15 protein-coding genes are annotated in these 12684 nt (G+C 66.8%); 3 read left to right on the top strand and 12 right to left on the bottom strand.

Annotated elements, in window-relative coordinates; all coding sequences use genetic code 11:
* The first annotated feature begins 9 nt into the window (after positions 1-9).
* Positions 10-1215: an MFS transporter gene (locus tag QFZ33_RS09195; protein ID WP_307026784.1), complete on the top strand. Its 1206-nt coding sequence runs from the start codon at positions 10-12 to the stop codon at positions 1213-1215.
* 61 nt (positions 1216-1276) lie between these two features.
* Here the strand turns inward: QFZ33_RS09195 and QFZ33_RS09190 are convergent, their stop codons facing one another.
* Positions 1277-2230 carry a cation diffusion facilitator family transporter gene (locus QFZ33_RS09190; RefSeq protein WP_307026782.1) on the bottom strand — a complete coding sequence of 318 codons (954 nt, stop codon included), beginning with the start codon at positions 2228-2230 and terminating at the stop codon, positions 1277-1279.
* Between the two features lie 231 nt (positions 2231-2461).
* On the opposite strand from QFZ33_RS09190, the gene QFZ33_RS09185 reads away from it, so the two are divergent.
* Complete coding sequence (locus QFZ33_RS09185) at positions 2462-2737, top strand: GlsB/YeaQ/YmgE family stress response membrane protein (protein WP_003798714.1); 276 nt, start codon at positions 2462-2464, stop codon at positions 2735-2737.
* A 202-nt stretch (positions 2738-2939) separates the two neighbouring features.
* Here QFZ33_RS09185 and QFZ33_RS09180 read toward each other — a convergent pair whose 3' ends face one another.
* The 4 genes from QFZ33_RS09180 to infC form a co-directional block, all read right to left on the bottom strand.
* Positions 2940-3836, bottom strand: coding sequence for a TrmH family RNA methyltransferase (locus QFZ33_RS09180; protein WP_307026780.1), 897 nt, complete (start codon positions 3834-3836; stop codon positions 2940-2942).
* 53 nt (positions 3837-3889) lie between these two features.
* Positions 3890-4345, bottom strand: coding sequence for a 50S ribosomal protein L20 (gene rplT, locus QFZ33_RS09175; protein WP_307026778.1), 456 nt, complete (start codon positions 4343-4345; stop codon positions 3890-3892).
* Between the two features lie 116 nt (positions 4346-4461).
* Positions 4462-4656 (bottom strand): 50S ribosomal protein L35, encoded by a 195-nt coding sequence (gene rpmI, locus QFZ33_RS09170; protein WP_009358635.1) that lies wholly within the window; start codon positions 4654-4656, stop codon positions 4462-4464.
* A gap of 118 nt (positions 4657-4774) precedes the next feature.
* Complete coding sequence (gene infC, locus QFZ33_RS09165) at positions 4775-5923, bottom strand: translation initiation factor IF-3 (protein ID WP_307026777.1); 1149 nt, start codon at positions 5921-5923, stop codon at positions 4775-4777.
* 383 nt (positions 5924-6306) lie between these two features.
* On the opposite strand from infC, the gene QFZ33_RS09160 reads away from it, so the two are divergent.
* The gene (locus tag QFZ33_RS09160; RefSeq protein ID WP_307026775.1) at positions 6307-6693 is read left to right on the top strand and encodes a DUF1844 domain-containing protein; all 387 of its coding nucleotides are present in this window, start codon (positions 6307-6309) and stop codon (positions 6691-6693) included.
* A 122-nt stretch (positions 6694-6815) separates the two neighbouring features.
* Here the strand turns inward: QFZ33_RS09160 and QFZ33_RS09155 are convergent, their stop codons facing one another.
* From QFZ33_RS09155 to QFZ33_RS09125, 7 genes are all read right to left on the bottom strand, one after another.
* On the bottom strand, positions 6816-8117 hold the full coding sequence (locus QFZ33_RS09155) for an MFS transporter (RefSeq protein ID WP_307026773.1): 1302 nt from the start codon (positions 8115-8117) through the stop codon (positions 6816-6818).
* A 59-nt stretch (positions 8118-8176) separates the two neighbouring features.
* Positions 8177-9088 (bottom strand): SseB family protein, encoded by a 912-nt coding sequence (locus QFZ33_RS09150; RefSeq protein ID WP_373427249.1) that lies wholly within the window; start codon positions 9086-9088, stop codon positions 8177-8179.
* A gap of 9 nt (positions 9089-9097) precedes the next feature.
* Positions 9098-9844, bottom strand: a complete 747-nt coding sequence (gene priA / locus QFZ33_RS09145; protein WP_307026771.1) for a bifunctional 1-(5-phosphoribosyl)-5-((5-phosphoribosylamino)methylideneamino)imidazole-4-carboxamide isomerase/phosphoribosylanthranilate isomerase PriA — start codon at positions 9842-9844, stop codon at positions 9098-9100.
* Between the two features lie 75 nt (positions 9845-9919).
* Positions 9920-10078, bottom strand: a complete 159-nt coding sequence (locus QFZ33_RS09140; protein ID WP_214851070.1) for a hypothetical protein — start codon at positions 10076-10078, stop codon at positions 9920-9922.
* Positions 10079-10816, bottom strand: a complete 738-nt coding sequence (gene hisH, locus QFZ33_RS09135; protein ID WP_307026769.1) for an imidazole glycerol phosphate synthase subunit HisH — start codon at positions 10814-10816, stop codon at positions 10079-10081. It abuts the gene before it with no gap.
* On the bottom strand, positions 10813-11439 hold the full coding sequence (hisB, locus tag QFZ33_RS09130; protein ID WP_111904717.1) for an imidazoleglycerol-phosphate dehydratase HisB: 627 nt from the start codon (positions 11437-11439) through the stop codon (positions 10813-10815). The genes hisH and hisB overlap by 4 nt, the downstream gene beginning before the upstream one ends.
* Before the next feature lie 59 nt (positions 11440-11498).
* Positions 11499-12617 (bottom strand): histidinol-phosphate transaminase, encoded by a 1119-nt coding sequence (locus QFZ33_RS09125; RefSeq protein WP_307026767.1) that lies wholly within the window; start codon positions 12615-12617, stop codon positions 11499-11501.
* Between the last annotated feature and the right edge of the window lie 67 nt (positions 12618-12684).

Below are 12684 nucleotides of genomic sequence, written 5' to 3'. Positions count from 1 at the left end.
AGCAGGCACATGACTTCCACTGTCCAGGCTCCCCGCACGCCAAAGGCCGCCACGCACATCGGACCCGCCATCCTGGCCCTGGCCATGGGCGGCTTCGGCATCGGCGTCACCGAGTTCGCCATGATGGGACTGCTCAAGGAAATCGAAATCGGACTCCGGATCAGTACTCCCGAGGCCGGCCACCTCATCTCGGCCTACGCCCTGGGGGTCGTCGTCGGAGCTCCCGTGCTTGCCGCCATCGGGGCGAAACTGCCGCGGAAGTTCCTCGCACTGGGCCTCATGCTGTTTTTCAGCGTTGCCAACCTGTCCTCGTTCATTGCTCCCGATTACGCGAGCATGCTGGTCTCCCGGTTCGCCGCCGGACTTCCGCACGGCGCATTCTTTGGTGTGGCCGCTGTGATCGCCGCTTCCCTGGTGGCGCCCACGAAGCGTGGCTGGGCCATCTCCATGGTCATGGCGGGCCTCACCGTTGCCAACGTGGTCGGCGTTCCCTTCGCCACGTGGCTCGGCCAGACCTTCGGCTGGCGGCTGCTCTTTGTCCTGGTGGGAGTGCTGGGACTCGTGACCCTGGCGCTCATCTGGAAATTCGTTCCGTTCCAAAAGGCGCATGCAGACGCCAGCATCCGCCGGGAGCTGGGCGCGCTCAGGCGGGGGCAGGTCTGGCTGGCGATCCTCATCGGCATCGTGGGTTTCGGCGGGTTCTTCGCCACTTACACCTACATCTCCCACACCATGACCTCCGTGGCCGGAATTCCCGCCGCCCTGCTGCCGCTCGTGGTGGCCTTGTACGGTCTGGGCATGGTGGCCGGCAACATCGTCGGCGGCCGAATCGCGGACAAGTCCGTCATGGGCACCATCTACCGCGTTCTGCCGGGAATCGCCGTCGCACTGGTGGTGTACGCCGTGGCCGTGCACTGGCCGTGGTCGGCCTTCGTCATGGTGTTCGTGGTAGGCGGCGCCGGGTCCATGCTCGTCCCGGCCCTGCAGACGCGGCTGCTGGACGCGTCTCCCGACGCGCCGTCCCTGGCGTCCTCGCTCAACCACGCCGCACTGAACGTCGCCAACGCTCTGGGCGCCTTCCTGGGCGGCGTGGTGATCGCCTGGGGCTGGGGGTACGTTGCGCCTGCCCTGGTGGGTGCTGTTTTGGCCATTCTCGGCCTGATGGTTGCGCTCCTGAGCGGCCTGCTGGAACGCAAAAAGCCGCTGGCCCCGTAACAGCAGTCACGGAACCAGCGGCGGAAAAATGCACAGGGCCGGCGGCCCAAGCGGTAAGCAGCTAGGCGCCCGAGTCGCCTGCAAGGGCTGGCCCGCTGGCTACCTGGGCGCGGCGGATGTCGGGCTCCAGGTAGATGACCCGCGCGATGGGAACTGCCGAGCGGATCCGAGCTTCGGCGTCGTCAATGGCCTTGGCAATATCCAGCCCCGAATCACCCGCCTCCACACTGATCTTGGCGGCCACGAGCAGTTCCTCCGGGCCCAGGTGCAGGGTCTTAAGGTGGATGATTGCGGTTCCGTCCGCCTCGATGGCGCCCCGGATACGGCCGACGTCGTCCTTGGTTGCCGACTCCCCCAACAGCAGGGATTTGGTTTCCATCGCCAGGATCACGGCAATCGCCACCAGCAGCAGACCGATCATCGCGGTCCCGATTCCGTCCCAGATGCCGTCGCCGGTCAGCAGGGTCAGCCCCACGCCGAACAGGGCGAAGACCAGGCCCAGCAGCGCACCGAAGTCCTCGAGCAGGATCACCGGAAGTTCGGGCTGCTTGGCGGTCCGCACAAAGCTGACCCAGCCCTGGCTGCCGCGGATGTGGTTGGCCTCGATGATGGCCGTCCGGAACGAGAACGACTCGGCGATGATGGCTCCCACCAGCACGGCCAGGGGTACCCACCAGAAGTCACCTTCAATTGCGTGCGGGTGCTGGATTTTTTCCCATCCCTCATACAGGGCGAACAGGCCGCCGACGCTGAAGAGCACGATGGAAACGATGAACGCATAAATGTAACGCTCGCGTCCGTAGCCAAAGGGGTGTTCCGGGCTGGCTGCCCGTTGTGCGCGTTTCCCGCCGACCAGCAGCAAGATCTGGTTGCCGGAGTCCGCGACTGAGTGGATGGCCTCAGCCAGCATCGACGAGGACCGCGTCAGCAGGAACGCGACGAACTTCAGGACAGCGATGGTCAGGTTGGCGGCCAGCGCCGCCACAATCGCCTTGGTACCGCCATTTGCAGCCAAGGGAGGCTCACCTCTTCACGTGGATATTTCAACGGATGGGACAGGGCGGCATGGAACCGCCGTCTAGTAAATACCGTACCCGTCCGGCCCCGGACAGACACCGGACACGGCAACGGATGCCACGAAAAGAGCCAAAACTAAGCCTGCTGACAAATAATCACGCGCTGTGTTAGCTTGAAACCATATCGGGACTGATAAGAATCGCTCCCGACGAATATGAAGGAGCAGACAATGGGATTTCTTGCTTGGATTATTCTCGGCCTGATCGTAGGCGCAATTGTTAAAGCCGTCATGCCCGGCAGGGTCGGCGGCGGCTGGGTCACCAGCTTGGTTCTGGGCGTCGTTGGCGCCATCGTTGGCGGCTGGATCGGCAGCCTTCTCTTCGGCAAGGGTGACCTGGCGTTCTTCGACCTTGGCACCTGGATCCTCGCCATCATCGGCGGCCTCGTAGTCGCAGGTATCTACGGCGCAATCACCGGCCGCAGCCATAGCACCCGAGCACCATAACAAGCCCCGATCACAGGCACTGGGCCGCAACAGGCCCAGGCACATAACAGACAAAACAGACAGGAGCGGGGGCCCACCACCACGGCGGGCCTCCGCTCCTTCGTGTATGACTGCCGACGCTGTCCAGAGGTGGAGTTTTTGTACAGATATCTCGACTGAAAGTGCCTTTTGCGGCCGATATCTGCACAAAAACTCCAGCACGCTAGGCGGGCTGCTGGGACCTCGCACTGGCATAGAGGCAGACCGTGGCGGCGGTGCCAAGGTTTAGGCTCTCGGCGGCGCCGTAGACGGGCACCGCCACCCGATGGTCGGCAAGCGCAAGCTCGTCCTCGGAGAGCCCCTGGGCTTCGTTGCCGAAAAGCCAGGCCGTGGGGCTCTCCAGGGCGTAGTCCGAGCCCGCGGCCGAAGCGCCAAGCCGGCGAGCGGCGTTCTCATCCTGCAGGCGGTCAAGGTTCAGCTGCCCGTAGCCGTCCGCCGCGAGCACGCCGATCCCCCGGCTTTTGCACAGCGCCACCAGCTCATTGACGTCGGCGCCGAGGACCACCGGGAGGTGGAAGAGGGAACCGGCGGTCGAGCGGACCGCCTTGGGATTGTAGATGTCCACGCTGGAACCGGTCAGGATCACGGCGTCGGCACCGGCGGCGTCCGCGGCCCGAAGCACCGTCCCGGCATTGCCGGGATCGCGGACCTGGCAGAGCACGGCAATCAGCCGCGGCCCGGCGTCGAGCACGCCCGCCAGGGCGACATCCACGAAATCACACACCGCAACGATCCCCTGCGGGGTAACGGTGTCCGCCATGGCGGCCAGGACGTCGTCCGTGGCGAGCCGGGCACTGGTTCCCGCGGCCAGTTCCTCAAACTCGGGGTACCGGTCCAGGCAGGCCTCGCTGGCATACACCTCGCGGACTATGCCCGGCTGGCCCGCAGCGATCCGCTTGCCATGAAGCACCAGGGCCTCACGTACTGCCTGCGGGCCTTCGGCAAGGAACTGCCGGCGCTTTAAACGGGCCGGGCGCCCTGCAAGCTTTGCCACGTCCCTGACCCGATCTGCTCGGGGATTGGAGAGTGGAAAGTCTTGCGGGCGCCCGGTTTCGTTCATATAAGAAACCTTAGTGGCTGTTGCCACCGGTCCTTGAACGGGGAGTTGCCTGCTTACTCAGCAGCTGCAGCAACCGGCTTCTTCGCAGCGCGTGCGCGGGTAGCCTTGGCCTTCGGTGCAGCCTCAGCCTTGGCGGCCGGAGCGGAGGTATCTGCAGGCAGGGCGTCCTTCGCAACCTGGACCAGCGCAGCGAACGCGTTGGCGTCGGAAACGGCGAGCTCGGCCAGCATGCGGCGGTCAACCTCGACCTCAGCGGCCTTCAGGCCCTGGATCAGGCGGTTGTAGGTCAGGCCGTTGGCGCGGGATGCAGCGTTGATGCGCTGGATCCACAGGCGGCGGAAGTCGCCCTTCTTCTTCTTGCGGTCGCCGTAGCTGTACACAAACGAGTGCAGCAGCTGCTCTTTGGCCTTGCGGTACAGGCGTGAGCGCTGTCCACGGTAACCTTTGGCGCGTTCGAGGATAACCCGGCGCTTCTTGTGGGCGTTTACCGCCCGCTTCACACGTGCCACGTGCGTACTCCTTCAAAAATCTGATCCCAAGCGACAACTGCCGGTATCGGCTGGCCTGAGAAGGCTTATTTGTAGTTGACTGCTGCCAGGTGGCAGTCAGTCAGAATGCTTGGAAATTAGATGCCGAGCATCTTCCGGATGACCTTGGCGTCGCCCTTGAAGACGATCTTGTCGCCCGCGAGGCGGCGGGTCAGCCTGGAGGACTTGTGCTCGAGGTAGTGGCGGCGGTTGGCCTGCTGGCGGCGCAGCTTGCCGCTGCCGGTCAGCTTGAAGCGCTTCTTAGCACCGCTGTGGGTCTTCATCTTCGGCATGGGAACCGATCTCCTTACGTATCTGCGGACAATGTCCGCAGTTCTATCGTGCAGCCGCCCCTGCGGGCGGCATGCTGGTTGCTGACTGCCTGAAGGCGATGCCTTCCGCAGTTTCGAACTAGGTGGTCTTCTTGCCCGCCGGCTTGGGCGTGGGCCGGGGCGCTGCGGGTCGTGCAACAGGCTTCGGCGCTGCCGGCCTGGCCACCGGCTTGGGCGGGGCCGGGGCAGCCGCAGGCTTCGGCGCTGCCGGAGCAGGCGACTCAGCTACGGGAGCCTTCGGCTCAGCAGGCGCTGCCGCCTTCGGTGCTGCGGGGGCTGCCGCCCTGGGAGCAGCGGGGGCTGCCTTGGGTGCTGCGGCCCTGGGTGCCTGGCGCTTCGGCTCGGCCTCCTTGGCAACCTCAGGTGCCTCCGCAGCCTTCGGTGCTTCCGCAGCCTTCGGTGCTTCCGCAACCTTGGGTGCTTCGGCAGCCTTGGGTGCTTCGGCAGCCTTGGGTGCTTCGGCAGCCTTGGGTGCTTCGGCAGCCTTGGGTGCTTCCGCGGCGGGGGCCTCGGCAGCCGGAGCTGCTTCGACCGGAACCGAGGGCGCTTCGACGGCGGTTTCCGGAGCGGCTGCCGGGGCGTCCTGCGCAGCGGCCTCCGTGGAAACCTGGAAGCCTTCCGGCAGAAGGTCGGCAAGCGACTGTGTCAGGGGTGCCTGATCGTCACCGGAGGTGTCCACGCGGCCTGCGGCCTTGGCTTCGTTCTCGGCCTTGGCTTCAGCGCGCTGGGTTGCACGGCGCGCTTCGGCCTTGGCCTCCGCCTTGTTCTTCAGCGGACCGATGACCATGACCATGTTGCGGCCGTCAATGCGGGGGCTGGACTCCACCACACCGACCTCACCGACATCTTCCGCGAAACGCTGAAGCAGGCGCAGGCCCATTTCGGGACGCTGCTGCTCACGGCCACGGAACTGGATCATGGCTTTGACCTTGTCCCCGGCTCCGAGGAAGCGGAGGGCGTGGCCGCGCTTGGTCTCGTAGTCATGGGTGTCAATCTTCAGGCGGAACCGGATTTCCTTCAGAACGGTGTTGGTCTGGTTCTTCCGGGCCTCACGGGCCTTGACTGCGGCTTCGTACTTGTACTTGCCGAAGTCCATCAGCTTGCACACCGGAGGCTTGGCCTGCGGTGCAACTTCAACGAGATCGAGGTCGGACTCGGCAGCCAGACGCAGGGCATCCTCAATACGGACGATTCCTACCTGTTCGCCGGCAGGACCGACCAGCCGCACCTCAGGGACGCGGATACGCTCATTGATTCTTGGCTCGCTAATGTTAAAGCTCCTGTGTTCGTGATGGGTGTCCCACCGGCAAAATAGAGAAGGCCCCCAATTGCCGGAGCAATCGAAGGCCTCGAAGATCGGATGTGCACCTCCCGCGAGGGACTGCACGCGATTCTCCAGGCTCCTGCCCGGTGAACCGCCCGACCGTTACCCGGCAACCTTGCTTCCCTGAAGCTTCCAGGGAAAACGGCTGACGCGGGTGGGAGAGAACTCCGCTTGCAAACTGAATATCAATTCTACAGAAAGATACCCGCTCACCGCACACCGGCGGTAGGGGGTCTCATACACGGCAAAATAACGACATCCAGTCGGTCTGTGACAAGCTTACCAGTATGAGCACTCCAGACAGCAATTCACACGTCTACCAGGCGCCCAGCGCCGGGGATGACGTCACGCAGCAAATCCGCGACATCTCCGAAGTTCCCGCGATCGAGGTCATCACCACGGCCGCTGTGCACCTCATGAGTGCCTCCGCCGTAAAGCTCGGCCTGGCCGCTGAGGAGAACGCCGCAGAGCTGAAGGACCTGGACGAGGCCCGCAAGCTCATCACCGCCCTCGCCGGCCTCGTGACGGCAGCCGCCCCGGAGATCGGCTCCCAGCATGCAGGCCCGTTGCGCGATGGCCTGCGGTCCCTGCAGCTCGCCTTCCGCGAGGAGTCCATCATCCCGGATCCTCCGGGCAAGGGACCCGGTGAGAAGTTCACCGGTGCAGTGAACTAAAGATTGAATTACGACGGCGGCGGGCCGGCTCCTCGGGGCCGGCCCGCCGCCGTTTTGTCGTCTGGGGGCACAAGCTCCGGAAGCGCTCCCCACCCACCTCTTCCCAACGAGACCGGAGACCGTCAGGGTGTGGCGGCGCGGCGGCGCCGCTGCTGCAGGACAAGCCCCACGACGCAGAGCAGCACCCCTGCCGCCCCGACGGACACAAAGCCTCCCGCCGCCCCCAAGCTGTCGATGAAGAGTCCGGCCAGCGGAGCCCCCAGTGCCACGCCGGCGGTCAGCGCGGACCCGTACCAGCCCATGGCCTCGCCCCGCCTGGCCTCGTCAACCAGTTCGGCCACCTTCTCGGATGCCGCCGAAAGCACCGGCGCGCAGAGGAGCCCCGGCAGCAGCGACAGCAGGCTGAGGGTCAGCGTGTCGGTGGCAAACCCCATGGGAACTGTCAGGGCAGCCATTCCCAGCAGCAGGAGGATCGGTGAAACGGGCCGGTGCATGGCCCCGTAGACCAGGCCGCCGACCACCGACGCGGCGCACCAGAAGAGGAACACCACGCCGATCTCGCGCTGGCGGCCGCCTGTCTGCAGCGCAGCCACGATTCCCACATCAGTGCCGCTGAGCACCATGCCGGCGCCGGCGGCAACGGCGAACACCGCGGCTACCGCAGCGGTGAACCAGCCGAAGCTGTGGGCCACCCTGCGCCTCAGGACTGCCCGCCGCCTGCTGTCCGCAGCCGCCGGACCGAGTTCCGCGGCAGCCTCCTGCAGGTGTGCGGCGGGGGCGGCGGCCACAACGGCTACCGCTGCGGCAACCTGTTCGTCCGCCTCACAGGATTCGCTGCGGACAGCACTGCGGGTGGGCGGGTTGAACCACATGAGGAAGAGTCCGGCCAGCGATGTCGAGACGCCGACGGCGGTCAGCCCCAGCACGGAATTGCCGCTCGTGGCCACCACGGCACCCGCGGCCGGGCCGATCATAAACACCATCTCGGTGCTGACTGCGTCCAGCGCGAAGGCGGTCCTGCGCTGGTCGCCGTCTGCCAGGACTCCCAAAGACTGCCGCACCACGCTGAAGATGGGAAGCGTCAGCAGGCCGCCGACGAACACGAGCGGCAGCAGCCACTGGTAGGAGACGTGCGGCACGATGGACCAGATGACGGTTTCCGAAATCACCGAAGGTATCAGCGCCGTCCGCAGGCCCGCCGTATCCACCCGGCGGCCACGCCAGGGTGCGCCGACCGCGATGCCGATGGTCATCACGGCCGCTGCCGTACCCGCGGCCGCATAGCCCTCGCCGAGGGCCAGGACGATGTGCAGGGTCAGCAGGACGCCCGCCGCCGAATGGGGAATGCGGGCAATCATGCCGACCGCCAGGAGCCGGCGGATGGGCCGGACGGCCAGCAGCTCCCGGTACAGGCTGAAATTCACAGGTGGGTCCTCAGTTCCGCCGCCGGACAGCGCCCGAACGGACCCCACCGGGCCGGCGGCTACTGCGCGGCGCGCCTTAGCTTGACTTCGATCGAATCAACGCGCTCACCAAACAATACATTCCGGCTCCACTCGCTCTGGAGGCCGGCAACGAGGGCCTGGACCGCGGCCGCATCGAGTCCGTCCTCCAGGTAGAGCACCACCCGCAGTTCCGGTCCGGCGCCGCCGCCGTCCACGCGGCTCCCCGAAGCGGTGGCGGTGGCCACTCCCCCGCCGGGAAGGACCTCGAGTCCGCGGACTGCGGGTTTGCTTTCCGTTCCGGCACGCAGCACCGCGGCCAGCTCGGGGTCCAGGTAGGCCGGCACCCACTGCCGCTGCTGCGCGAGGGCCCAGACTCCGGGGCGCCGGACCACGAAGGTCACTTCCGAACCGGGGTCCACCACCAGCAGCTCGGCGCCTTCGGCGACAGCGGACAGGGCGGCCCGAGCGGCGTACACGGCCACCGGCCGCGCCTCCGGGTGCCATGCCGCCAGCGCCTCCGCCGAAGTGAACACCGGCATGGCGAGGCGGCCGTCGGGAGCCTTGAGCGTCACCAGCGCCATGTCCGCCTGCTTGTCGGCGTGCACGCCGTGCGCGCCCTCGGCTTCCTCCGCCAGCTGTGCCACAACGGGGACAAACACACGGGCACTGGCCAGCGAGGCAACCACCGCGGCCTCGTCGCCGTCGCCCGCAACAAGAGCGGACACTGCGGTGAGGTAGCCGGCGTCGGCCGCGCCGTCGTCGTCCTCGAAGTTGTGGATTTTGGCATCGTCGCCGGCCAGGCTCCGCCCGGCCCAGGGCTGTCCCGCCGAGTCGGCGGCGCCTCCCGCCCCGGCGAGGGCGGCCTCGATGTGACCGGGCAGCCGGCGTGCCGGGGGCAGGTCCGCTGCCGGTCCGCCGCCGTCCGCGGAGTTGCGCTGGTGCTCGGTCACGGCGGCGTCCTAGCGCCGTCCGGCGACGTCGAGGGCCTCGGGCAGGGTGAAGGCGCCGGCGTACAGGGCCTTGCCCACGATGGCGCCTTCGACGCCGAGCGGCACCAGGGAGCGCAGGACCTTCAGGTCGTCCAGGCTGGAAATGCCGCCGGAGGCCACCACGGGCTTGCCGGTCTTCTCCACCATCTGCCGCAGCAGTTCGACGTTCGGCCCCTGCAGCGTCCCGTCCTTGGTCACGTCGGTGACAACGTAGCGTGCGCAGCCGGCCTCTTCGAGGCGGCCCAGCACGTCCCACAGGTCCCCGCCTTCCTTGGTCCAGCCGCGGCCGGCGAGGGTGGTTCCCCGGACGTCCAGGCCGACGGCGATCCGGTCACCGAAGCGGTCGATGGCCCGCGCGGTCCATTCCGGGTTCTCCAGGGCGGCGGTACCGAGGTTCACCCGGGCGACGCCCAGGTCCAGTGCCTTCTCCAGCGATTCGTCGTCCCGAAGGCCGCCGGAGAGCTCGACCTTGATGTCCAGCCGGCCCACCACTTCCCGCAGCAGGTCCGCGTTTGAGCCGCGTCCGAAGGCAGCGTCCAGATCCACCAGATGGACCCATTCCGCGCCCTGCTGCTGCCAGTTGATCGCCGCCTCCAGAGGCGTTCCGTAGCTTGTTTCGCTGCCGGCCTCGCCCTGGACCAGGCGGACGGCCTGGCCGTTCACGACGTCGACGGCGGGAAGCAGTTCAAGTACCGGCAGCTCGTTTTGGCTGGTCATCAGGGATCCTCAGTTCTTGTAGGCGCTGGTTCCCGTGCGCGGCGACTTCTGCGGCGCACACGGCGGGTTAGTTGGTTAGTTGCCGGGAAGGGTCAGCAGGTAGGCGGCCAGCAGCGACATGGCGGCCAGCACGTAGAAACCGATCTGGATCCAGAGCGGCTTGCGCTGCTGCCTGAAGGACAGGCCGCCGCCCACCAGGAGGCCGGCCAGTCCCATCAGGAGGATTGACCACATCTAGGCGTCCGCTGCCAGCCGGGAATTTGGCCCACGGAGCCCGTCGACCCAGTTCTTCAGGAGCCGCGCGCCCGCGTCACCGGATTTTTCCGGGTGGAACTGGGTGGCGCAGAGGGGGCCGTTCTCCACGGCGGCGATGAAGGGGCCACCATGCTCGGACCACGTGACCAGGGGCGGCGCCATCCGGGGCTGGATCACGTCGAAGTCCCAGTTCTGGACGCCGTAGGAGTGCACAAAGTAGAAGCGTTCACCCTCGACGCCGTCGAAAAGCCTGGAGCCTTCCGGGACCTTGACGGTGTTCCACCCCATGTGCGGCACCACTTCGGCCGGGAGGAGTTCCACCTTGCCGGGCCACTCCCCCATGCCTTCGGCTTCGGTTCCGTGTTCGACGCCGGCCTCGAAGAGCACCTGCAGGCCGACGCAGATACCGAGGACCGGACGGCCACCGGCAACGCGGCGTCCGATCATCCTGATTCCATCCACGGCCTTAAGCTCGCGCATGACCGTTTCGAAGGCGCCGACGCCGGGCACAACCAGCCCGTCGGCGTTCAGCACGTCCTCGGGTTTGGAGCTCAGGATGACCTCGGCACCGGCGCGTTCCAGCGCGCGCACGGCAGAACGGACGTTGCCGGAGCCGTAGTCCAGGACGGTGACGGTGGGCTTGCCCTCCGGGGATGCCGGCTTCAGCGTGGCCGACGGGTCGAGGATTGCGCCCTCGCGCAGTACTTTGCCGGTCACAGTGCTCCCTTGGTGGACGGAATGCCTTCGACGCGGGGGTCCGGCTCGACGGCTGCGCGGAGGGCCCTGGCGAAGGCCTTGAACTGGGCTTCCACAATGTGGTGCGGGTCGCGGCCGGCGATGAGGTTCATGTGCAGGCAGATGCCGGCGTGCAGCGTAATGGCCTCGAAGACGTGCCGCGTCAGCGATCCCGTGAAGTGGCCACCGATCAGGTGGTACTCCTGCCCGGCGGGCTCGCCGCCGTGCACCAGGTAGGGCCGGCCGGAGACGTCAACGACGGCGTGCGCGAGGGCCTCGTCCAGGGGCACGGTGGCCTCGCCAAAGCGGCGGATGCCCGCCTTGTTGCCCAGAGCGGTGCGCAGGACCTCGCCGAACGTGATGGCAACATCCTCGACTGTGTGGTGGACGTCAATGTGGGTGTCGCCCGTGGCCTTGACGGTCATGTCGATAAGCGAGTGCTTGCACAGCGCCGTCAGCATGTGGTCGTAGAACGGGACTGACGTGCTGATGTCCGACACTCCGGTGCCGTCGAGGTTAATCTCCACCAGCACGGAAGATTCGCTGGTGGCGCGCTCCATGCGTGCAGTCCGTGCCTCGGCAGCCTTGATTCCGGTGTCGCTCATGGTGATAGATGTCCTTTGACGAAGGATGGGGGCGGACCTGACCTGGTCCATATCCAAGTTTAGGCCGGAAGTGCGGCCTGCCGGGCCAGGATGGTTTCCAGCGCTTCCAGGAAGGCTGTGGTTTCCGTCTCAGTACCGGCCGTGACCCTCAGGTGGCCGGCGATGCCGACGTCGCGGACGAGCACCCCTGCATCCAGCAGCCCCTGCCAGACCTCATGGGGGTTCTCCAGCCCGCCGAAGAAGACGTAGTTGGAGTCGGACGCCGCGGGCCGCAGCCCCATCCGCGTCAGTTCCGCGACAATCCGGTCGCGCTGCCGCTTGATGTCCTGGACATCGGCCATCAGCGCCTCGCGGTGCTGCAGCGCCGCGAGGGCGGTTGCCTGCGTGACGGCCGACAGGTGGTAGGGCAGGCGCACCAGCCGGAGGGCGTCTGTCACCTCCGGGGCCGCGGCCATGTAGCCCAGGCGGGCGCCGGCAAGAGCGAACGCCTTGCTCATGGTCCGGGAGACGATGAGCCGCTCCCGGCCGGGCAGCAGGGTGAGGGCGCTGGGCGTGCCGTCGTGCGCGAACTCGTGGTAGGCCTCGTCCACGACCACCACCGCCTGGCTGGCTTCCCCGGCCTCGTAGACTGCTTCCACCACATCCAGGCCAAGGCCCGTGCCGGTGGGGTTGTTGGGCGAGCACAGGAAGACGATGTTGGGTTGGAGTTCGCGCACCTGGCTCGCGGCAGACCCGGCGCTGAGGCCATAGTCGTCGGCACGCCTGCCGGCGATGTAGGCGGTGTCCGTGCCGCTGGCGAGGAGCGGGTACATGGAGTAGGTCGGCGGGAAGCTCAGGAGCGACCGGCCCGGGCCGCCAAAGGCCTGGAGAATCTGCTGGAGGACCTCGTTGGAGCCGTTGGCCGCCCAGAGGTTGTCCGCGCTGAGCCCGTGGCCAAGGTACTCGGCCAAGGCTTCCCGCAGTTCGGTGAATTCGCGGTCGGGGTACCGGTTGAGTCCGGCGGCGGCCTCGGTTACGGCCGCGGTGATGGCCGCCCGCACGTCGGCAGGCACGCCATGCGTGTTCTCGTTGACGTTGAGCAGGATCGGAACATCAAGCTGCGGGGCGCCGTAGGGGGAAAGCCCCCTCAGGTTGGTCCGAAGGGGCAGTCGGTTCAGTCGCTCAAGCTGGTCAGTCACCTAGACAGTTTAAGTAACCTGGAGGGCTGGCCGGAAACTGTGACGGTTCCGGCGCCCGGGAACCGTG

It is taken from the genome of Arthrobacter globiformis (assembly GCF_030815865.1).
Taxonomy (GTDB): domain Bacteria; phylum Actinomycetota; class Actinomycetes; order Actinomycetales; family Micrococcaceae; genus Arthrobacter; species Arthrobacter globiformis_B.
This window is presented reverse-complemented; position numbering and strand designations above follow the sequence as displayed.

Excerpts from the sequence above, each read along its gene's own strand:
- QFZ33_RS09195 (WP_307026784.1), top strand. The coding sequence starts at position 10 with ATGACTTCCACTGTCCAGGCTCCCCGCACGCCAAAGGCCGCCACGCAC.
- QFZ33_RS09185 (WP_003798714.1), top strand. The coding sequence starts at position 2,462 with ATGGGATTTCTTGCTTGGATTATTCTCGGCCTGATCGTAGGCGCAATT.
- QFZ33_RS09180 (WP_307026780.1), bottom strand. The coding sequence starts at position 3,836 with ATGAACGAAACCGGGCGCCCGCAAGACTTTCCACTCTCCAATCCCCGA.
- rpmI (WP_009358635.1), bottom strand. The coding sequence starts at position 4,656 with ATGCCGAAGATGAAGACCCACAGCGGTGCTAAGAAGCGCTTCAAGCTG.
- QFZ33_RS09160 (WP_307026775.1), top strand. The coding sequence starts at position 6,307 with ATGAGCACTCCAGACAGCAATTCACACGTCTACCAGGCGCCCAGCGCC.
- priA (WP_307026771.1), bottom strand. The coding sequence starts at position 9,844 with ATGACCAGCCAAAACGAGCTGCCGGTACTTGAACTGCTTCCCGCCGTC.
- QFZ33_RS09140 (WP_214851070.1), bottom strand. The coding sequence starts at position 10,078 with ATGTGGTCAATCCTCCTGATGGGACTGGCCGGCCTCCTGGTGGGCGGC.
- hisB (WP_111904717.1), bottom strand. The coding sequence starts at position 11,439 with ATGAGCGACACCGGAATCAAGGCTGCCGAGGCACGGACTGCACGCATG.